Source organism: Georgenia halophila (assembly GCF_039541595.1).
The window spans coordinates 162543-181963 of the sequence record NZ_BAABGN010000008.1; the positions used below are offsets into that span (position 1 = coordinate 162543).

19 protein-coding genes are annotated in these 19421 nt (G+C 72.6%); 8 read left to right on the plus strand and 11 right to left on the minus strand.

Going from position 1 to position 19421, the window contains the following annotated elements:
• Window positions 1-8 precede the first annotated feature (8 nt).
• Window positions 9-1331 (minus strand): CapA family protein, encoded by a 1323-nt coding sequence (locus tag ABD907_RS09775; RefSeq protein ID WP_345216059.1) that lies wholly within the window; start codon window positions 1329-1331, stop codon window positions 9-11.
• A gap of 113 nt (window positions 1332-1444) precedes the next feature.
• Between ABD907_RS09775 and pgsA the strand changes: the two genes are divergently transcribed.
• The 3 genes from pgsA (at window position 1445) to ABD907_RS09790 (ending at window position 3071) form a co-directional block, all read left to right on the plus strand.
• Window positions 1445-2095 (plus strand): CDP-diacylglycerol--glycerol-3-phosphate 3-phosphatidyltransferase, encoded by a 651-nt coding sequence (gene pgsA / locus ABD907_RS09780; RefSeq protein WP_345216060.1) that lies wholly within the window; start codon window positions 1445-1447, stop codon window positions 2093-2095.
• Window positions 2092-2601 carry a CinA family protein gene (locus ABD907_RS09785; protein ID WP_345216061.1) on the plus strand — a complete coding sequence of 170 codons (510 nt, stop codon included), beginning with the start codon at window positions 2092-2094 and terminating at the stop codon, window positions 2599-2601. Before pgsA ends, ABD907_RS09785 begins: the two co-directional genes overlap by 4 nt.
• 161 nt (window positions 2602-2762) lie before the next feature.
• A complete protein-coding gene (locus tag ABD907_RS09790) occupies window positions 2763-3071 on the plus strand; it encodes a helix-turn-helix domain-containing protein (RefSeq protein ID WP_345216062.1) in 309 nt (102 codons plus the stop codon).
• A 57-nt stretch (window positions 3072-3128) separates the two neighbouring features.
• Here ABD907_RS09790 and ABD907_RS09795 read toward each other — a convergent pair whose 3' ends face one another.
• Window positions 3129-3923, minus strand: coding sequence for a DNA-formamidopyrimidine glycosylase family protein (locus ABD907_RS09795; RefSeq protein ID WP_345216063.1), 795 nt, complete (start codon window positions 3921-3923; stop codon window positions 3129-3131).
• A 1-nt stretch (window position 3924) separates the two neighbouring features.
• On the minus strand, window positions 3925-4725 hold the full coding sequence (gene aroD, locus ABD907_RS09800; RefSeq protein WP_345216064.1) for a type I 3-dehydroquinate dehydratase: 801 nt from the start codon (window positions 4723-4725) through the stop codon (window positions 3925-3927).
• 126 nt (window positions 4726-4851) lie between these two features.
• Here aroD and ABD907_RS09805 point away from each other — a divergent pair, with 126 nt between their 5' ends.
• Entirely contained in the window at window positions 4852-5256 is a 405-nt protein-coding gene (locus ABD907_RS09805) for a VOC family protein (protein ID WP_345216065.1), read from the plus strand.
• 3 nt (window positions 5257-5259) lie between these two features.
• Here the strand turns inward: ABD907_RS09805 and ABD907_RS09810 are convergent, their stop codons facing one another.
• Together ABD907_RS09810 and ABD907_RS09815 are read right to left on the minus strand one after the other, a co-directional pair.
• On the minus strand, window positions 5260-5919 hold the full coding sequence (locus ABD907_RS09810; protein ID WP_345216066.1) for a cyclase family protein: 660 nt from the start codon (window positions 5917-5919) through the stop codon (window positions 5260-5262).
• Window positions 5916-10763 (minus strand): ATP-dependent helicase, encoded by a 4848-nt coding sequence (locus ABD907_RS09815; RefSeq protein ID WP_345216183.1) that lies wholly within the window; start codon window positions 10761-10763, stop codon window positions 5916-5918. Before ABD907_RS09815 ends, ABD907_RS09810 begins: the two co-directional genes overlap by 4 nt.
• Before the next feature lie 96 nt (window positions 10764-10859).
• Here ABD907_RS09815 and ABD907_RS09820 point away from each other — a divergent pair, with 96 nt between their 5' ends.
• From ABD907_RS09820 to ABD907_RS09830, 3 genes are all read left to right on the plus strand, one after another.
• A complete protein-coding gene (locus ABD907_RS09820; protein ID WP_345216067.1) occupies window positions 10860-11102 on the plus strand; it encodes a DUF3046 domain-containing protein in 243 nt (80 codons plus the stop codon).
• 256 nt (window positions 11103-11358) lie between these two features.
• Window positions 11359-12420 carry a recombinase RecA gene (gene recA / locus ABD907_RS09825; RefSeq protein WP_345216068.1) on the plus strand — a complete coding sequence of 354 codons (1062 nt, stop codon included), beginning with the start codon at window positions 11359-11361 and terminating at the stop codon, window positions 12418-12420.
• 1 nt (window position 12421) lies between these two features.
• Window positions 12422-13024 (plus strand): regulatory protein RecX, encoded by a 603-nt coding sequence (locus ABD907_RS09830; RefSeq protein ID WP_345216069.1) that lies wholly within the window; start codon window positions 12422-12424, stop codon window positions 13022-13024.
• Between the two features lie 21 nt (window positions 13025-13045).
• Here ABD907_RS09830 and ABD907_RS09835 read toward each other — a convergent pair whose 3' ends face one another.
• From ABD907_RS09835 to ABD907_RS09850, 4 genes are all read right to left on the minus strand, one after another.
• On the minus strand, window positions 13046-13912 hold the full coding sequence (locus tag ABD907_RS09835) for an amino acid ABC transporter permease (protein ID WP_345216070.1): 867 nt from the start codon (window positions 13910-13912) through the stop codon (window positions 13046-13048).
• Complete coding sequence (locus ABD907_RS09840) at window positions 13909-14592, minus strand: amino acid ABC transporter permease (protein ID WP_345216184.1); 684 nt, start codon at window positions 14590-14592, stop codon at window positions 13909-13911. Before ABD907_RS09840 ends, ABD907_RS09835 begins: the two co-directional genes overlap by 4 nt.
• A 140-nt stretch (window positions 14593-14732) precedes the next feature.
• The gene (locus ABD907_RS09845; RefSeq protein WP_345216071.1) at window positions 14733-15605 is read right to left on the minus strand and encodes a glutamate ABC transporter substrate-binding protein; all 873 of its coding nucleotides are present in this window, start codon (window positions 15603-15605) and stop codon (window positions 14733-14735) included.
• Window positions 15606-15651: 46 nt separating this feature from the next.
• Window positions 15652-16458 (minus strand): amino acid ABC transporter ATP-binding protein, encoded by an 807-nt coding sequence (locus ABD907_RS09850; protein ID WP_345216072.1) that lies wholly within the window; start codon window positions 16456-16458, stop codon window positions 15652-15654.
• A gap of 163 nt (window positions 16459-16621) precedes the next feature.
• On the opposite strand from ABD907_RS09850, the gene miaB reads away from it, so the two are divergent.
• The gene (gene miaB / locus ABD907_RS09855) at window positions 16622-18199 is read left to right on the plus strand and encodes a tRNA (N6-isopentenyl adenosine(37)-C2)-methylthiotransferase MiaB (protein ID WP_345216073.1); all 1578 of its coding nucleotides are present in this window, start codon (window positions 16622-16624) and stop codon (window positions 18197-18199) included.
• A gap of 104 nt (window positions 18200-18303) precedes the next feature.
• Here miaB and ABD907_RS09860 read toward each other — a convergent pair whose 3' ends face one another.
• Together ABD907_RS09860 and ABD907_RS09865 are read right to left on the minus strand one after the other, a co-directional pair.
• Window positions 18304-18897: a type III secretion system chaperone family protein gene (locus tag ABD907_RS09860; RefSeq protein ID WP_345216074.1), complete on the minus strand. Its 594-nt coding sequence runs from the start codon at window positions 18895-18897 to the stop codon at window positions 18304-18306.
• Window positions 18894-19418, minus strand: a complete 525-nt coding sequence (locus ABD907_RS09865; RefSeq protein WP_345216075.1) for a type III secretion system chaperone family protein — start codon at window positions 19416-19418, stop codon at window positions 18894-18896. Before ABD907_RS09865 ends, ABD907_RS09860 begins: the two co-directional genes overlap by 4 nt.
• Window positions 19419-19421: the final 3 nt, after the last annotated feature.

Sequence of the window (19421 nt, forward strand, 5' to 3'; positions counted from 1 at the left end):
GCGCCGGGTCACTCGCGCGGCACGACCTCGGGCTCCGGGCCGGTCGGCTCCGGCGCCTCCAGCCGCTCCCGCTCGGTGCCCATCACCTCGGTGACCCGAGCGTCCCGCCGGGCCAGCGTGGCGTCGTCGAGGGCCAGCCCCGCCGGCCGATCACCGGCGACCAGGTCCTCGAGGGGGTAGATCTTCTGGCCGCCCACCCGGTCGACGGTCACGGGGGTCCACTCCAGGCCGCTCACCCGTGCCGGAGCGTCCACCGGCGCCTCGACGGTGGCGGTGACCATGACGCCGGTGCCGGTCTCCATCGTGCAGCACCGGTCGTCCTGGTTGGAGATGAAGTTGCCCATCGACCAGGCCACCCACATGCCGTCCCCGCGGGGGCCGCCCGGCAGCTCCTCGAGCGGCTGCGGCGTGTGCGAGTGGTTGCCGAAGATCAGGTCGATCTGGCCGCCCGCCGCCAGCGCGTCGGCGATCTCGAGCTGCTCCTCGATGGGCTCGTGGACGTACTCCGTGCCCCAGTGGATCGAGGCGACCACGAGGTCCGCGCCCGCCTCCCGGGCAGCGCGGGCCTGCTCGGTCAGGGTGTCGGTGTCCACCTTCGTGACCGCCCACGGCTTGTCCGCCGGGGCCGAGAGCCCGTTGTCGAGGGTGGTCGCGGCCAGGTGGGCGACGACGATCTCCTGCCCGCCGCGCTCGAGCCGGTACAGCTGCGGCTGCTGGGCCTCCTGCTGGGTCCGCGCGGTGCCGACGTGTCCCATGCCGTGCTCGTCGAAGACGTCGAGCGTGTGCTCGAGGCCCTCGATCCCACGGTCCATCGAGTGGTTCGTCGCCAACGTGCAGCCGTCCCAACCGAGCTCAGCCAGGTTGGGCACGAGCTCCTCCGGAGCTCCGAACACCGGGTACGCGGTGACCTCCTCGTCGGGCGGGGCGAGCGGGACCTCGAGGTTGCACAGCGCCAGGTCGGCACCGGAGGTCCACTCCTCGACGGCGGACATCAGCGGCACGAAGTTCCATCCGCCGCCCGGCACCTCGGCGGCCTCGTTGACCGAGGTGTGCGGCAGGATGTCGCCCGCCGACATGATCGTTAACGTCGCTACCTCGGCGGTCGGCGTCGGGCTCGGCGACGGGCTGGCGGGCGGCGACGGCGAGGCCGGCGTCGAGGGTCCGGCCGTGCTTCCGCCGTCGGGTGGTGGCATGCCCCCATCGAAAGGTCCGGCACCGACGGTCAGCCCCGCCACGGCCGCGGCGACGACGAGCAGTCCCGCGACGACGGGTACCACCAACCGGCGTACCGGCCGCTCGACGCGCGCGTGACGACGGGTCCCACCTGGCATACGGGGCAGCCTACGGCGTCGAGATCCTGGCCCGGATGCGGCATGCCTCACGCCGACCGTCGGCTGCGGCCGTCGCGGCTGCTGGTCGATGTGGGGGGCTCTAGGGTGGTGCCGTGACGACCGACCCCGCGACGAACCCCGCCTCCGGGAGCCCCGCCCCGGTTCCGCTGTGGAACATCGCCAACGTGCTGACGATGGTGCGCATCCTGATGGTGCCCGTCTTCATCGTCCTGTTCCTGCAGGGCACCACGGGCGCCCAGGTCGCGGCGACGCTGGTCTTCGCCGCCGCCGCGGCCACCGACAAGCTCGACGGCACGTTGGCGCGCCGCCACGGCTTGGTCACGAACTTCGGCAAGCTCGCCGACCCCATCGCCGACAAGGCACTGGTCATCTCGGCGCTCGTGCTGCTGTCCATGGACGGGCTGCTGTGGTGGTGGGTGACGATCGTCATCATCGTCCGCGAGCTCGGCATCACCCTGCTGCGCTTCGTCATGATGCGCCGCGCAGTGATGGCGGCCAGCAAGGGCGGGAAGACCAAGACGGTCCTGCAGATCGCGTTCATCCTCATGCTCCTGGTGCCGTGGGACGGGTTCCTCACCGGTGCCCTGGTGGACGTGATCCTGCTGGTGGCCCTCGTCGTCGTGCTGCTCGCCCTAGCGGTCACCGTGCTGACCGGCGTCGACTACGTCGTCAAGGCCGTGCAGATCGCCTCCTCGGGACGAAGGGCGGACGCGGACGACCGGCAGTCCTTCGAGGGCGGATGACCCACGTCCGCGAGGTCGTCGAAGGCCTGGCTGCTCGGGGCGGGACGCTCGCGGTCGCCGAGTCGCTCACCGGCGGGACGCTGACCGCCCTGTTCGTCAGTGTGCCGGGGGTGAGCGTCGTGCTCCGCGGCGGCGTCGTCGCCTACGCGAAGGACCTCAAGTCCGGCGTGCTCGGCGTCGATGCGGATCTTCTGCAGCGTCGCGGCGCCGTCCACCCGGAGGTGGCGCGACAGATGGCCGCCGGTGCCGCCCGGCTGCTCGGCGCGGACCACGCGCTGGCCACGACCGGCGTCGCCGGCCCGGGCCCCGCGGACGGTCACGCGGCGGGCACCGTGCACGTCGCCGCCCTCGGACCCGGCGGCCCGTCGGGCACGGTGGCGGTCCGGTCGCTGCACCTGGCCGGTGGGCGCAGGGAAGTCAGTGCCGCTACGGTGGGCGTCGCCGTGGCGCTGCTCGGCGAAGTCACGTTCGCGGGTCGGGAACAACGCCGGTACCGCACGCGTTGACCACAGTGATGATGACAACCAGGTACATCCACAGCGGCGAGGAGCTCAGCCTCCGTCGCCCCCAGGGCCGACCCGCGGGCCGGTTCGTAGCGCGTCCCGCCCCCCGCCCGGGGTACGGTAGGACGACATCGCCCAGCCGGGCAGGGGAGGAGGGCAGCACGATGATCCTGCTTCGCAGTGAGATCGGCGACGTGCTTCGCGAGGCGCGCCAGCGACAGGGGCGAACCCTGCGCGAGGTCTCGTCCGCTGCCCGTGTCTCGCTCGGCTACCTCAGCGAGGTCGAGCGCGGCCAGAAGGAAGCGTCCTCCGAGCTGCTTGCCTCCATCTGCGAGGCGCTCAACGTGCCCCTGAGCTTCGTGCTTCGCGCCGTGTCCGAACGGGTCGCCGTCGCCGAAGGCGTGCACGTCCCCGACACCGTCCCGGACGAGCTGGTGCACCGCGAGCAGGACCTGCTCTCGCCGGTCGCCTGACGTCCGCACTGGAAGAGTTCTCACCACGAGCCCCGGAGCCGATCCGGGGCTCGTGGTCTATGTGCGGGACTGGCAGGTAGGGCAGTAGAAGATCTGCCGTGCCTGGGGCCCGGATCCCGCGACGCCCCGGCCGACCGGTGTCCCGCAGCGGGGGCACGGCCGCCGTTCACGTCCGTGGACGTTGCTGCGGCGGCTGTCGCCGGTCGCCGTCGGGGTGCGGGAATCGGCGGAGCGCAGCATGAGGCGCCGGGCTGTCCGCACCAGCTCCTCCGCCGAGTCCTCGACGCTCGACGAGGGCGCCCAGGGTGAGATTCGATGGGTCCAGAGCGCCTCGGCCGTGTAGATGGTCCCGAGCCCCGCGACGACGGTCTGGTCCAGCAGCACCTCGGCGACGACGCGGTCTCCCTGGGCGAGGATCCGTTCCCCTGCGGCGCGGACGTCGAGGTCGTCCGCGAGAACGTCCGGGCCGAGGTGGCCGAGGACACGGCGTTCCTCAGCGGTCGGCAGCAGGTCCATCATCCCGAGGTCGATGCCGAGCGCCGTCCACGCGTCGCTCGCCAGGACGGAACGCACCTGGGGCGAGCGGTCGGCACGGCTGCGACCCTCCATCAGGTCACGTGTGCGCACGAGCCGCCATCGGCCCTCCATGCGCAGGTGCGTGTGCAGCGTCCGCCCGTCCGCGAGGCGCGTCAGCAGGTGCTTGCCGTAGGTGGCGTTGACCACGACGGCGACCCCCGCCAGGTCGGTCCCGCCCAGGTCCGGCCAGCGCAGCTCCCCGCGCACGAGCACCTGGCCGGCCAGCGCCGCGTCGAGGCGGCGGGCCGTCCGCAGCACGATGTCGCCCTCGGGCACGTCAGCTTCCGGCAGGACGCGCCTGCGCGGGAGCGGTCACCCGCGCGACGGCGTCCAGCACGGACTGCAGGTCCGCCAGCCCCGGCTGGCCCGGGGCCGACGCCCGGCCGGCCGAGGCGAAGGTCGCGGCCGACCCGAAGAGGTGCCCGACCAGGCGCGTGACCATCCCGAGCGGTCCCATCGCCATCGTGATGACCGGCACCCGCGCGTGCTCGGTGTGCATCGTCGACGTCGCCTCCAGCAACGCCAGGACGTCGGCCTGGCTGTGCGGCGTCACGGCAAGCTTGACCACGTCGGCGCCCGAGTCCTGCATGGCGCGGAGCCGGTCGACCATCTCCTCGACCGGCGGCGTCGTGACGACGTCGTGCGCGGACACGACGACGGGGACGCCGGCGCCCCGGGCGGCCGCGATCGCCTCGACCGCCGACTCGCGGCCGTGCTCGACATCGACCATGTCGACGACGCCCGAGCCCGCGAGCGCCTGGACGAGCCGCGCGTACTCCCTGTCCGAGAGGTCGGCCGCCCCGCCCTCCGCGGCCGTGCGCACGGTGGCCAGGAGCGGTCTCCCGCCGAGACGGGTCGCCACCGCGGTGGCAGCGTCGAGGACCGCGCCGGCGTCCGCGGAAGCGGCCAGGTGGTCGACCCGCCACTCGACGAGGTCGACGTCCCGGCCCGCGAAGTCAGCCACCTGCGAGGCGATCTCCTCTGCCGTCGCGCCGAGCACGGGCACGATGACGGTCGGCCGCGCCGAGGGCTCGCCGAGGACCAGGTCGGGCAGCTTGACGCTGCGGATCGCGCTCACCCGGGAAGGGTAGACGCTCGGGCGCACATCGTCCGCGGCCGCGGGTCTGGCGCCGGTTGCGTGCCGGGAGCAGGATGCTCGGGTACCCGGGCACGCCCGTCCCGGGGTGATCGCGAGGGAGCAGCCATGTCCGAGACGTCCGACGTGCCCGCCGCGCCGCTGAACACCGTCACCTGGTGGGAGATCCCGGTGAACGAGATCGTCGCCGGCAGGGACTTCTACAGCGCCGTGTTCGGCTGGACCTACACGAGCTTCGGCGATGACGCCAACTACGCGGGAATTCTGAGCGGTGACGTGCTGGTCGGTGGTCTGTACCGCGCCGAGACCGGCACCCCGACTGCGCCGTCGGTGCGGGTCTACGTCAACGTCGCGGACCTGGAGGCCACGCTGGACGCCGCCGTCTCCGCCGGTGGGCGGGTCAGCGTGCCGCGTACCGAGATCGGCGAGGGCATGGGCTGGTGGGCCGAGATCGCCGACCCGGACGGGCGGTGGGTCGGGCTGTGCAGCGGCAACCCGCCGCCCGCCGCCTAGATGTCAGGGCTCGACCACGGCGAACGCGCGGACCGGGAAGCTGGCCATCCCGACCACCGGCGCCGGCACCGCGGTGAACCGGAAATCCTCCGGCGGGAGCCGGTCGAGCCCGGTCAAGTGCTCGACGATCGGTACTCCGGTGCCCAGCAGCGTGGTGTGCACCGGACGCTCGCCGCCGGAGGCCTCGGAGGTGTCGTCGATATTGGCGGCGTCGATCCCGACCAGGGCGGCGCCGTGCTCGACGAGCCAGGTCGCGGCGTCCTGGGTGAGGTGCGGCGCGTCCATCGTGTAGGCATCGGTCGCCCAGAGGCGGTCGCGCCCGGTCCGCACGAGCACGGCGCGGCCGGACACGTCGACGTCGTGGAAGGCCGACGCGTCGACGGAGCCGCCGGGTGGGACGACGACGACGGCGTCGAGGTCCGCCAGGCGGTCGAGCGGGAGGCCGGCGACGTCCGCGCCGTCGGCGTACCGGTGGAAGGGGGCGTCGAGGTAGGTGCCGGTGTTGCCCACCATCGTGACGCGGCCGATGAGGAACTCGGTGCCTTCGGCGTAGGCGGTGCGGGAGGCCTCGCGCGAGAGGTGCTCGCTGATCGTGGGTTCCGGCAGTCCCGGGTAGGTGACCATCCCGTTCGTGATCGGGTGGCTGAGGTCGATGAACCTCATCGGCGAACCGCCTGGGCCGCGCGCAGGCGCAGGCCTTGTGGCGTGACACCGAACCCGGCGCTGCGCAGGGCCTCGACGACCGGGCCGACCTGCTGCAGCGCGGGTGTCCCGTCGATCCGCCGCAGGGTCAGCGGACCGAGCGCCCCGGTGGCGGCCCGCTCGGCGAGCGCCGAGGTCGCGGCGGCCAACGCGGCACGGTCGTCGTCGAAGGACAGCATGGTCCGCCCGCCGCGCTCGACGTAGAGCACCAGGGCGCCGTCAACCAGGACGACGACGGAGCCGGCCTTGCGTCCCGGGCGGTGCCCCTCACCCTCCGGTCCCGGAGGCCACGCCAGCGCGGCGCCGTACGGGTTCGCCGGGTCGGTCGCGGCCAGCAGGTGGACCCGCCGGGTGCCCGAGCCCTCGCGACGTGCCGCGAGGTCCGCGGCGTCCGCCCGCAGGCGGTCGACGACCTCCGGCAGCGCGAACTGGGCGGCGCCGAGACCCTCGACCAGGTATCCGCGGCGAACCTGGCCGGAGTCCTCCAGGCGCCGGAGCACCTGATAGGCGGCGCCGAAACCGACGTCGTCCAGCCCGGCAGCGCCGCGGACCAGCACGCCGTGCCGCTCCAGCAGCGAGGCCGTGGCGGCCGCGACCCGTGCGGTTCGGCCGCTCGTGTCGTCGCCCGGCTCTGCACCGGTGCGTGGGAGCAGGGACCACCGTCCGGCGGCGGCGGGCAGGCTCACCGACGACGATCCGCGGCTCGCGGCCGCCAGTCCCGCCCGGCTCAGTGCGCCGCGGCGCAGGCCGGACCGGACCGCGCGCGGGCGGGCCGAGGGCGCGCGCGAGGCGTGCGCGGGCTTGCCCCCGGCCAGCCGGGAGCGGACCGGGGCGAGGGTGTCGTTGGTGACCAGGCCGGCCCAGACGAGGTCCCACAGCGACTCGAGCACATCCTCGTTCGCCGTCCGCACCGGGCGACCGTCGGCGTCGGCGGAGTCCGGGGGCACGAGGTCACGGAAGAACCGACCGCCGCCGGAGGCCAAGGCATCGAGCAGGTGGGCGTGCAGCGGGCTCTCCGGCGGCGCTCCGGCCGGTGGCGCGAGATCGGGGACGGCGTCCGCCGGCAGCAGGGCCACGAGTCCGTCGACCCCCGGCAAGGATCCGCCACCGACCCACACGACCTCACCTGCGGCCGTCAGCTCGTCGAGCATCCCGGGGTGGTAGTCCCGCACCCGCACCGGCAGCACCAGCGACTCGAGCGCCGAGGCGGGCACGAGCGCGCCGGCGAGCTGGTCGATCACCGTGAGCAGCCCGTCGGTGCCGCGCAGCTCCGGTGCGCTGCCCGCGGTCGCCACGTTCTGCCACCGCGGCGCGAAGACGCCGAGCGTGTGCGGCGGCACGGGCTCGACCTCGCTGCGCAACCGGGAGAGCGAGCGGCGGCGGATCCGGCGCATCACTTCCGCGTCGCAGTACTCCACCGTGTCGGCGGAGCCGGCCGGGTCGAGGCGGCCCTCGACGAGCAGTCCGGTACGGACCAGCTCGGCGAGGCCGGCATGCACGGCGCCGACCGCCATCCCGAACCGGTCGGCCACCTGGTGCGCAGTGAAGGGACCGTGCGTACGGGCGTGGCGGCGCAGCAGGTCGCCGAGCGGGTCGGGGACCGGCTCGAGCACGGCCTCCGGGAGCCCGACCGGCAACGCTGTCCCGAGCGCGTCCCGCAGCCGGGCGGCGTCCTCGAGCACCGCCCACTGCTCCTCGCCGGCCACGCGGACGGGCAGCACCCGCCGCCGGACCGCGAGGTCGTCGAGCCAGCCGGACACGTGTTCGGGCGCCGTGCAGCGCTCGGCCAGCTCCGCCGTCGTGATCGGGCCGAGGCGGCGCACGAGGTCGAACAGCGCTTCGGCGTCCCGGACCCGGGACGCGTCGGTGCGCAGACCGACGCTGGCGGCTACCTCGGCCACCGCCTCGGGATCGAGCAGGTCGGCGAGATCGCCGAGGTCGGAGCCGACGAGCTCGGCCAGGAGCGCCGGGTCCAGCGCCAGGGCCGCGGCGCGCCGCTCGGCGAGGGGAGCGTCGTCCTCGTACAGGAACTGGGCCACGTAGCCCATGAGCAGCGAGCGCGCGTACGGGGACGGCGAGGCGGTGGTGACCTCGACGAGGCGGATCTCTCGCCGACCGATCGCGGCCATCAGCTCGGTCAGTGCCGGGACGTCGAAGTCGTCCTGCAGGCACTCGCGGACCGCCTCGAGCACCACGGGGAAGTCCGGGTGCGCGGACGCGACCGACAGCAGCTGGGCGCTGCGGTGGCGCTGCTGCCACAGCGGCTGGCGGCGGTCCGGCCGACGGCGGGGCAGCAGGAGGGAGCGGGCCGCCGCCTCCCGGAACCTGGCCGCGAAGTGTGCGGACCCGGACAGCGCCTCGACGACCAGACCGGACACCTCGGCCGGCTCGAGGACCAGATCTTGAGGGTCGAGCGGTCCGCCGTCGGCACCGGTGTCCGGCAGGCGCAGCACGATGCCGTCGTCGCTGGGCGCCGCCTGGACGTCCATGCCGGTGGCCTCGCGCAGCCGGGTGGCCAGCACCATCGCCCACGGGGCGTGCACGGGCGCGCCGAACGGGGAGTGGAGCACCACCCGCCAGTCACCGAGCTCGTCGCGGAAACGCTCGAGCACGATCGTGCGGTCGTCCGGCAACCGGCCGGTGGCCTCCCGCTGCGCGTCGAGGTAGCCGAGCAGGTTGTCGGCGGCCCACTCGTCCAGGCCGGCGTCGCGCAGCCGTGCCCCCGCGTCGCCGCCGGAGTCCAGGCCGGCGACCAGCTCACGGGTGGTGGCACCGAGCGCCCGACCGAGCTCGGCGGGCCGGCCGGGGGAGTCGCCCTTCCAGAACGGCAGCCGACCCGGCTGACCCGGCGCGGGACTGACGAGGACCCTGTCCGGGGTGATCTCCTCGATCCGCCACGTGCTCGTGCCGAGGGTGAACGTGTCACCCACCCGGGACTCGTAGACCATCTCCTCGTCGAGCTCACCCACCCGCCGGCCGCCGCGAGTCCGCCCGGCAGCGATGACGGCCCCGGTCCGCGCGGCGGCCGAGGCCGTGGCGTCTGCGTCACCACCGTCCGTGACGGAACCTCCGGCGAGGAAAACCCCGTACATGCCTCGGTCCGGGATGGTCCCGCCGGACGTCGTCGCGAGCCGCAGCGCGCCCGGGCGGGCGCTGAGGGTGCCGGTCGAGCGGTCCCACACGATCCGGGGGCGCAGCTCGGCGAAGTCCTCGCTGGGGTAGCGGCCGGCGAGCATGTCGAGCACCGCGGTCAGCGACCGTTCCCCGAGGGAGACGTAGGGAGCGGCGCGGCGCACCCGCGCGGCGACCTCGTCGACGTGCAGATCCTCGACGGCGAGCATCGCGACCACCTGCTGGGCGAGCACGTCGAGGGGGTTCGCCGGAACCTGCAGCTCCTCGATGAGCCCGTCGCGCGCCCGGGTGGCGGCGACGGCGGAGGGCAGCAGGTCACCCCGATGGGTGGGCAGCACGACGCCGTGCGAGACGGCGCCCACCTGGTGCCCGGCCCGACCGATCCGCTGCAGCGCCGCGGCCACCGACGGCGGGGCGCCCACCTGCACCACGAGGTCGACGGCCCCCATGTCGATGCCCAGCTCGAGGGACGAGGTGGCGACGACGGCACGCAGCCCACCGCTCTTGAGCGCCGACTCCGTCCGCACGCGTTCCTCACGGCTCATCGAGCCGTGGTGCGCCCGCACGACCGCCTCGTCGACGGCCAGGGCGGTGCCGGACTGGCCCGGCACGTCCGCCGCCCAGGTGGCGCCGGCGTCGGGCCGAGGGGTCCCGTCGGTGGCGGCGCCCTCGGCGTCCTCGGCGTCCTCGATGCGGGCCTGCCACTCCTCGTTGACGCGGGCCGTGAGCCGCTCGGCGGTCCGGCGGCCGTTGGTGAACACGATCGTCGAGCGGTGCGCAGCGACGAGGTCGACGAGCCGCTCGGTCAGGTGCGGCCACACGGACGGCTGCCGCTGCTCCGGCAGCGGCCCGGCGGCGTCACCCGAGAGGTCGGGCCCGTCGTCGGGCGGCACGCGGGCCGCCGAGCGCAGGGGCGTCGCCGACGGGTCGGAGAGGTCCTCGACCGGGACGACGACGTCGACGCGGAGCTCCTTGCTGGAACCCGGCTGGACGACGCGGACGTGCCGTCCGCCGTCGGCCGGCGTGCGGTGCCCGGCGAGGAAGCTCGCGACCGTGGGCACCGGCCGGACAGTGGCGGACAGGCCGACGCGCTGGGCCGGCGCGGGCAGCATCTCGTCGAGCCGCTCGAGACTCACGGCCAGGTGCGCGCCGCGCTTGGTCCCGGCGACGGCGTGCACCTCGTCGACGATGACGGTCGTGTTGCCGCGCAGCCCCTCTCGCGCGGCGGAGGTCAGGACGAGGTACAGGGACTCCGGCGTGGTGATGAGGATGTCCGGCGGGTGCGTCGCCATCCGGCGCCGCTCGTTGGCGGGGGTGTCCCCGGTCCGCACGCCCACGCGGACGTCGTTGACCTGTACGCCCAGCCGTGCGGCGGCGTGGGAGATCCCGACGAGCGGGGAGCGCAGGTTCCGCTCGACGTCGGCGGCCAGGGCCTTGAGCGGGGAGACGTAGAGGACGCGGCAGCGCTCGGCGGGCTCGGGGACATCGCCGGTGAGCATCTGGTCGACGGCCCACAGGAACGCCGCGAGGGTCTTGCCGGAGCCGGTGGGCGCGACGACGAGGGCGTGCTCCCCGGACGCGACCGCGTCCCACGCACCTGCCTGTGCCGGCGTCGCCTCGGCGAAGGCGTCGGAGAACCACGCCCGGGTCGCATCGGAGAACGGCAGCACCAGGCCATTGTGCCGCCAGGCGCCGACATGGGGCGGGGACGCCTCGGCGCGGGCAGCCGTCGACCACCTCGTGCGCCGCAACCGTGGCACGCTGGTCGGGTGAAGCACTCGGAGTTCTGGCAGGTCCTCGACGAGACGTTCGGTCCGGGGTACGGCCGGTCGGTCGCCGAGGACCTCGTGCTTCCCGGCGCCGGTGGCAGGACGGCCGCGGCGGCGCTCGCCGAGGGTGTGCCCCCTCGGCAGGTCTGGGACGCCGTGTGCGACGAGATGCAGCTCGACGAGTCGACGCGTTGGCTCCACCGCATCGATCCCGACGATCCCGTGCGCCGCAGTCGTCGCTGACCTTGCGGCCGGTCCGGATCTTGCCGGGGACACCGGCGTGTCGGTTTGGTCGAACAAGCGTTCGTCGTAGTGTCGTCCACAGGTGACGACGTCGGTGCCGCTCCGCCCACAGGGGTGGAGGCAGTTCCGGCGGATGTCTGTGGTCGGGCATAGCGTCACCAGCAGGTAGCCGTCCGGCGAGGGCGGGCCCCTGCCGAGAGACCAGCCCTGTCCGTCCAAGAGGGTCGCCGTCGTGGCCCAGCCGAAAGGTGATCACATGTCAGTTCCTGTCGCAGACCGCAGCAAGGCCCTCGAGGCCGCACTCACCCAGATCGACCGCCAGTTCGGCAAGGGCTCGATCATGCGCCTGGGTGACGACACCCGCCCCAAGGTCCAGGTGATCCCCACCGGCTCCGTCGCCCTGGACGTCGCCCTCGGCATGGGCGGATTCCCGCGCGGCCGCGTCGTCGAGGTCTACGGCCCGGAGTCCTCCGGCAAGACCACGGTGGCCCTGCACGCGGTCGCCAACGCGCAGAAGGCCGGGGGCATCGCGGCGTTCATCGACGCGGAGCACGCGCTCGACCCCGAGTACGCCCAGAAGCTCGGCGTCGACATCGACGCCCTCCTCGTCTCCCAGCCCGACACCGGTGAGCAGGCGCTCGAGATCATGGACATGCTGGTCCGGTCCGGTGCCCTCGACATCGTCGTCATCGACTCGGTCGCCGCCCTGGTGCCCAAGGCGGAGATCGAGGGCGAGATGGGTGACTCGCACGTCGGCCTGCAGGCCAGGCTGATGTCGCAGGCCCTGCGCAAGATCACCGGTGCGCTGTCCTCGGCCGGCACCACGGCGATCTTCATCAACCAGCTGCGTGAGAAGGTCGGCGTCTTCTTCGGTTCTCCGGAGATCACCAGCGGCGGCAAGGCGCTGAAGTTCTACGCCTCCGTCCGCCTCGACGTGCGCCGGATCGAGACCCTCAAGGAGGGCGCGGACTCCGTCGGCAACCGTACGCGCGTCAAGGTCGCCAAGAACAAGATGGCCCCGCCGTTCAAGCAGGCCGAGTTCGACATCCTCTACGGCCAGGGCATCTCCCGCGAGGGCGGCCTCATCGACCTGGGGGTGGAGAACGGCATCGTGCGCAAGTCCGGAGCGTGGTACACCTACGAGGGCGACCAGCTCGGTCAGGGCAAGGAGAAGGCCCGGCAGTTCCTCAAGGACAATCCGGAGCTCGCCGAGGAGATCGAGAAGAAGATTCTCACGCGCCTCGGCATCCTTCAGGACCCCGCCGAGGTGGACAAGGTCGAGGAGGCCGCACCCGCCGAGGTCCCGGTCGAGTTCTGACATGACGATGCAGGGAACCGGTCGGCGGCGCGGGGGGCGCCGGCGGCCGGAGCTCGAACCACCGACCGAGGGTGCCGCGGCGGAGGATGCCGAGCCGGACGCCGAAGAGGTGGCGCGCACCATCGCGCTGAATCAGCTGAACGCGGCACCGCGGAGCCGCGCCCAGCTGGAGGCCGCGCTGGCGAAGCGGGACGTGCCCGAGGCCGTCGCGGTGAAGGTGCTCGACCGGTTCACCGAGGTGGGCCTGATCGACGACGTCGCCTACGCCGAGATGCTCGTGCGTACCCGTCACTCCGAGCGAGGGCTCGCCCGGCGGGCGCTCGCGGAGGAGCTGCGCCGCAAGGGCATCGATCCCGAGGTCGCCGAGGTGGCGCTCGAGCAGGTCGACGGCGATGACGAGCGCGCCGCGGCCCGCCACCTGGTGGAGAAGAAGGCGCGGTCCACCGCCGGCCTCGACCCGCAGGTCAGGCGGCGCCGCATGGCGGCGATGCTCGGACGCAAGGGTTTCGGGGCCGGAGTGTCCATGCGCGTCGTCGACGAGGTGCTCGCCGAGGAGGGTGTCGACCCGACGGCGGAGCCGGGGGACTGGGACCTGCTCGACTGAGGGTGCGAATCGGTGGCCTCGTCAGGCGGGGTCGGCGGCGCGCACCCGTTCGACCTCCGCACCGGCCTCCGGCGAGGTCGCGGTCCGGCGGTCGAGCCGACGGTTGACCAGCGCCGCCACCCGGGTCAGCGAGTAGTTGATGACGATGAAGACGGCCGCCGTGACGATCATCGCGGGGATGAAGTTGGACCAGTTGGTGGCGGCGCGCTCGGCCGAGCGCAGCAGCTCCGGATAGGTGATGATCGAACCCAGCGCGGTGTCCTTCAGGATGACGACGAGCTGGCTGACCAGCGACGGCATCATCGCGATGAGCGCCTGGGGCAGCTCGATGATCCGTCGGCTCCGGCCCGCGGTCAGCCCGATCGCCATCGCCGCCTCGCGCTGTCCCGCCGGCAGGTTGTGCACCCCGGACCGGACGAGCTCCGCGATGACCGATCCGTTGTAGAGGGTGAGGGCGACGACGACGGCGACGAGGGGCGCGTCACCGGACGGGACGGCGTCGAACGCGGAGAACAACGACAAGAAGAAGATCATCATGATCAGCACCGGGATGGCGCGGAAGAACTCCACGATCACCGTGCACACCCAGCGGATCGGTGCCAGGTGTGCGAGCCGGCCGAGCCCGAAGACGATCCCGAACGCCAAGGACGTGACGATCGCGATGGCCGCGGCGCGAACCGTGTTCGCCAGGCCGACGAGCAGGTAGTGGTTCCACATCGAGGAGCCCACGAACGGGGTCCACTTGGCCGGCTCGAACTGTCCCTGCCGGGCCAGTCCCCACACCACCCAGGTGAGCACGGCGAGCAGGACCAGCGCGCCGGCGAGGTTGACGAGCCGGATGCGGCGGCGGGTCCGCGGACCCGGGGCGTCGAACAGGACGGAGCTCATCGGGCGACCCCCAGCCGGCGCGAGAGATGTGTCGAGAGCAGGCCGATCGGCAGCACGATGAGCACCCAGCCGAGTGAGATGACGAGAAAGATCGCGAGGCGCAGGTCAGGTCGGAACTCGATCATCGTGAGCATGACGCCGGCCGCCTGCGTCACGCCGGCGGCCTGCGCCACCGTGGTGTTCTTCGCCAGCGCGATGAACGTGTTGCCGAGCGGGGCGATGGCGCCGCGGAAGGCCTGCGGCAGGACGATCAGCCGCATCGACTGCCCGAAGCCCAGACCGATGGCGCGGGCCGCTTCTGCCTGGCCCACCGGGACGGTGTTCACGCCCGACCTCAGCGCCTCGCAGACGAACGCGGCGGTGTAGGCGCCGAGCCCCAGGATGGCGAGGCGGACCCCGTTCTCGGCCACGGAGACACGGCCGGACTCGTTGGTCGCCAGGACGATGCCGAGCTGACCCCACAGCCCCTGTGCGCAGGCGAGGATGATCAGCGTCAGCGGCGTGTTGCGCACCAGCGTCACGTACGCCGTGCCGGCCCACCGCAGGCTGGGCGCCGGCGACACCCGCATGATTGCCAGGATCGTGCCGAGGACGAACGCGACGACGGCCGCCCAGAAGGCGAGCTTCATGTTGATCCAGAACGCGCCCAGCACATCGAACTGGCCGAGCAGCTCGGCCATGTCCGAGACGATCGCCACTCAGGTCTCCTTCGTTGCGGTGCTGCGGTGCTGCGGTGCTGCGGGGCTGCGGGACGCCTGGCGCCCCGTCACGGCCGGGGAGCGCCCGGGACCCCGCATCGGGCCCCGGGCGACCGGCATGGTCAGCCGCAGGGCTCCGGTGTCGGCGGGTTGAGGTCGGGGTTGGGCGTGTAGTTCTCGCCGAAGTTATCGGCGACGATCTGCTCCCAGGTGCCGTCGTCGATCATGGATTCGATCGCGGCGGTCACGTCCTCGCACATGTCCGACCCGGGAGGCAGCCCGATGCCGTAGCGCTCCTCGGAGAAGGGGTTGCCGACGAGCTTGAACTGACCCTCGTAGGCGTCCTGCGCGGCGTAGCCGGCGAGGATCGCGTCGTCGGTCGTCACGGCGTCGACCGTGCCGGCGGCGAGCAGCTCGACGCACTCGGAGTACCCGGTGGCGGGGTACAGCTCGACGCCCTCGGAGTACTCGTCGCGGATGCGCTGGGCCGATGTCGAGCCCTCGACCGAGCAGAGGACCTTGCCGTCCAACGTCTCCGGACCGGTGATGTCGTTGTTGTCGGCGGCCACCAGCAGGTCCTGGCCGGCGACGAAGTACGGGCCGGCGAAGTCGACGACCTCGTCGCGCTCGGGTGTGATCGAGTAGCTGGCGACGATCATGTCGACCTGCTCGTTCTGCAGCAGGGTCTCGCGCTGGGCGGACACCGCCTCCCGGTACTCGATCTGGTCGGCGGAGTAGCCGAGCTGCTCGGCGACGTACTCAGCGACCTCGACATCCATGCCGGTGTAGTCGGCGCCCTCCTGCATGCCGACGCCGGGCTGATCGACCTTGATGCCGACGGTGAGGCCCTCGCCACCGCTACCGCCACCGCCCTCGGCGGTCTCCTCACCACCGCCGCCGTCCTCGTCCTGCCCCGGCTGGCCGGTGCTGCAAGCGGTGAGCGCCAGGGCGGCCGCCAACGTCAGGGCAGCCCCTGCAGTGCGTTTGCCTCGCATGTCATCTCCTTCGAAGTGTCTGCGGGATTGGTCGGTCCGGATCCTGTCAGTGCGTGAGCAGCTTCGACAGGAAGTCCTGCGCGCGCGAGGACCGCGGATTCGTGAAGAACTCCTCCGGGGTGCTCTCCTCGACGATCTGGCCGAAGTCCATGAACACCACCCGGTGCGCGGCGCGCCGCGCGAAACCCATCTCGTGGGTCACGACGATCATCGTCATGCCCTCGCGGGCCAGCCCGGTCATGACGTCGAGAACCTCGTTGATCATCTCCGGGTCCAGCGCGGACGTCGGTTCGTCGAAGAGCATGACCTTCGGCTGCATCGCCAGCGCACGTGCGATCGCGACACGCTGCTGCTGCCCGCCGGAGAGCTGGGCGGGGTACTTGTCCGACTGGTTGGCCACACCCACCCGTTCGAGCAGCTCCATGCACTGCCTCTTGGCCTTGTCCGACTTCACACCCTTGACCTTGGTCGGGCCGAGCGTGACGTTCTCGAGGATGGTCTTGTGCGCGAAGAGGTTGAACTGCTGGAACACCATCCCGACGTCGGCCCGCAGCTTCGCGAGCGCCGCGCCCTCCTCGGGCATCACCTGGCCGTCGATGGTGATCGTGCCCGAGTCGATCGGCTCCAGTCGGTTGATCGCCCGGCACAGTGTCGACTTGCCCGACCCGGACGGTCCGATGACGACGACGACCTCGCCCCTCGTGACCGTCAGGTCGATGTCCTGGAGCACGTGCAGGTTGCCGAAGTACTTGTTGACACCCTCGAGCACCACCAAGGGCTCGCCCGGGGGCGTGTCTGTCGTGGCCGCGCCCGGCGTCTGCGCCGGGACTGCCGTCTCGTCCCCATCGGTCATGAGAGTCAACCTAACGTGTCCGCATTTCCTCGTAGAGCCCTCCCGGTAACAGAGTGGATACAAACGACCCCGCGACCTGCCCGGGAGGTCTTGCACAGAAGCGCTCAGCCAGGCGGCGCCGTGGGGACCGTCCGGCAGGAGGCGCACCGTAGAATTCAGGGCGATGCCCACCACAGCCCCGGCCGCGGCACGCTCCGGCCGCACCGTCGACGCTCCCCGCACGTACCACGTGCGCACGCTCGGTTGCCAGATGAACGTCCACGACTCCGAGCGCCTCGCCGGACTGCTCGAGGAGCGCGGCTACCGGCCCGTGACCGAGGTGCCCGAGGCGGCCGCCCGGGCTACCGACGCCGGGGACGCCGGTGCCGACGTCGTCATCATCAACACCTGCTCGGTCCGGGAGAACGCCGCCACCCGGCTCTTCGGCAACCTCGGCCAGCTCGCGCCCGTCAAGCGTGAGCGGCCCGGGATGCAGATCGCCGTCGGCGGCTGCCTGGCCCAGCAGATGCGCCAGGGCATCGTCGAGAAGGCGCCCTGGGTCGACGTCGTCCTCGGCACCCACAACCTCGACGTCCTCCCCGCGCTGCTCGAGCGCTCACGGCACAACGAGACGGCGCAGGTCGAGATCGAGGAGTCTCTCAAGGTCTTCCCGTCCACGCTCCCGAGCCGACGGGAGTCGGCCTACGCGGCGTGGGTCTCCATCTCGGTCGGCTGCAACAACACCTGCACCTTCTGCATCGTCCCGCACCTGCGCGGCAAGGAGCGTGACCGCCGGCCGGGCGACGTGCTCGCCGAGGTCGAGGCGGTCGTGGCTCAGGGAGCCGTCGAGGTCACGCTCCTCGGGCAGAACGTCAACAGCTACGGCGTCGGGTTCGGCGACCGCGGCGCCTTCGCGAAGCTGCTGCGGGCCTGCGGCGAGATCGACGGGCTCGAGAGGGTGCGCTTCACCTCCCCGCACCCGGCGGCCTTCACCGACGACGTCATCGAGGCCATGGCCGAGACCGAGAACGTCATGCCCAGCCTGCACATGCCGCTGCAGTCGGGTTCCGACGCCGTCCTGCGGGCCATGCGCCGCTCGTACCGCCGCAAGAAGTTCCTCGGCATCATCGACCGCGTCCGTGCCGCCATCCCCGACGCCGCCCTGACGACCGACATCATCGTCGGCTTCCCGGGTGAGACGGAGGAGGACTTCGTCCAAACCCTCGAGGTGGTCGAGGCGTCCCGCTTCTCGTCGGCCTTCACGTTCCAGTACTCGCCGCGACCGGGCACCCCGGCGGCCGATCTGCCTCAGGTCCCGGCCGAGGTCGTCAAGGAGCGCTACCAGCGGCTGAACGACCTGCAGAAGCGCATCGCCACCGAGGAGAACGAGGCCCAGGTCGGCCGCACCGTCGACGTGCTCGTCGCGGAGGCGGAGGGGCGCAAGGACCGGGCCACGCACCGCGTCACCGGGCGCGCCGCCGACAACCGCCTGGTGCACGCGGCCCTGCCGCCCGACCTCCCCGAGGACGAGCGTCCGAGGCCGGGGGACATGGTGACCGTCGAGGTCACGCACGGAGCGCCGTACCACCTCGTCGCCGACTCGGCGGCGTCCGGCGGCACCTACGCGCTGCGCCGTACCCGGGCCGGCGACGCGTGGGCCGTCAAGCAGGGCCTGGCCGAGGATGCGCACGCACACGGTGGTCCGGCCGAGCCCGGGCCGGCCGGTCCCGTGCCGCTAGGACTACCGACGCTCCGCCGCTGACCAGCCCGCGCCGAGAGCAGCCGGTTGTACCAAGAGCTGCTGCTTGAACGACCGCTTCCGGTGCGAACGACTGCTCTCGGCGGGCCCGACCTCCGCTGCGCTGGTCAGGGCTCTTCGATGGGCGGCATGGAGCCGCCGAGGGCCTGGAAGAACTGGACTCCCGCGGTCAGGCCGGCCTCGACCAGCTCCAGCAGCTGACGGTCGGTCGCGCCGGCGCCCAGGTCCGCGTGGACCTCCGTGCGCACCGTCGTGCCCGACGGCTCGGTGACGGTGAAGACGGTCGGCCAGATCTTGTCCCGGTTCCAGTCGTTCACCGCCTGCGCGACGGCGCCGCGCAGCTCGTCCGGCACGGTGCGGCCCCACGTGCCGAGCACGCTGAGGTTGTGCAGCTCCTCGCCGGCCAGGCGGAGCCGGAACGGGTACCCGTCCCACAGCCCGCTCAACGAGGAGTCCGGCTCGACCCGGACGTGGTACCCGCGGGCCGTGACGACCTCCCGCAGCCGACGCGGCGTGACGGGCGAGGCGTTCTCCGCACGACGGCGGAGCAGGGCCGTCGGGCGCGGTGCGACCTCCCCCGCAGCGGGCGGCTGGGCCGCACGACCGGACCCCAGCGACGGCAGCCGCACCCGCCGCAGGCCGCCCAGGCTGCCCAGACCGCCCAGGCCACGCAGGCCACGCAGCCGGGGCAACCAGCTCACAGCATGCCTCGCGGCGCCTGCGCGGCGGGATCCGGGTAGCGCTCCTCCAGCGCTCGCATGACGCGCAGCCCGTGGCCGATGCCGCGCTCGATCAGGCGCAGCAGCTGCCGGTCGCTGACCCCGGAGGACAGCGGCGTCGAGGTCTCGGCCACGATGGAGAGGAAGCCGTCGTCGAGGACCCGGACGTAGCACTTCGGCCCCAGGTACTCACGGTTCCAGCTGTCGAGCAGCGCGAGCACCTCGCCCAGGCGTTCCAGGGCGAGGCGGCGGTGCCAGGCGCCGCGCACCTGCAGCACGGACTCGTCCTCGCTGAGCAGATAGATGTGGAAGGCCGCCTGGGACCACAGCACCCCGAGGTCTCCGTTGCCGTCCTGGAACTGCGGGTAGTCGAGCTCGAGCAGCGCCGCGGTGACCCGCTCACGGGTCAGCGGGGAGACGGTGTCGAGGGCAGAGGCGCCGACATTCGTCTCCGCCGGACGCACCTGTCCCCGCCCGTCGTCGAACGAGCCGGGCCGTGCCATGCC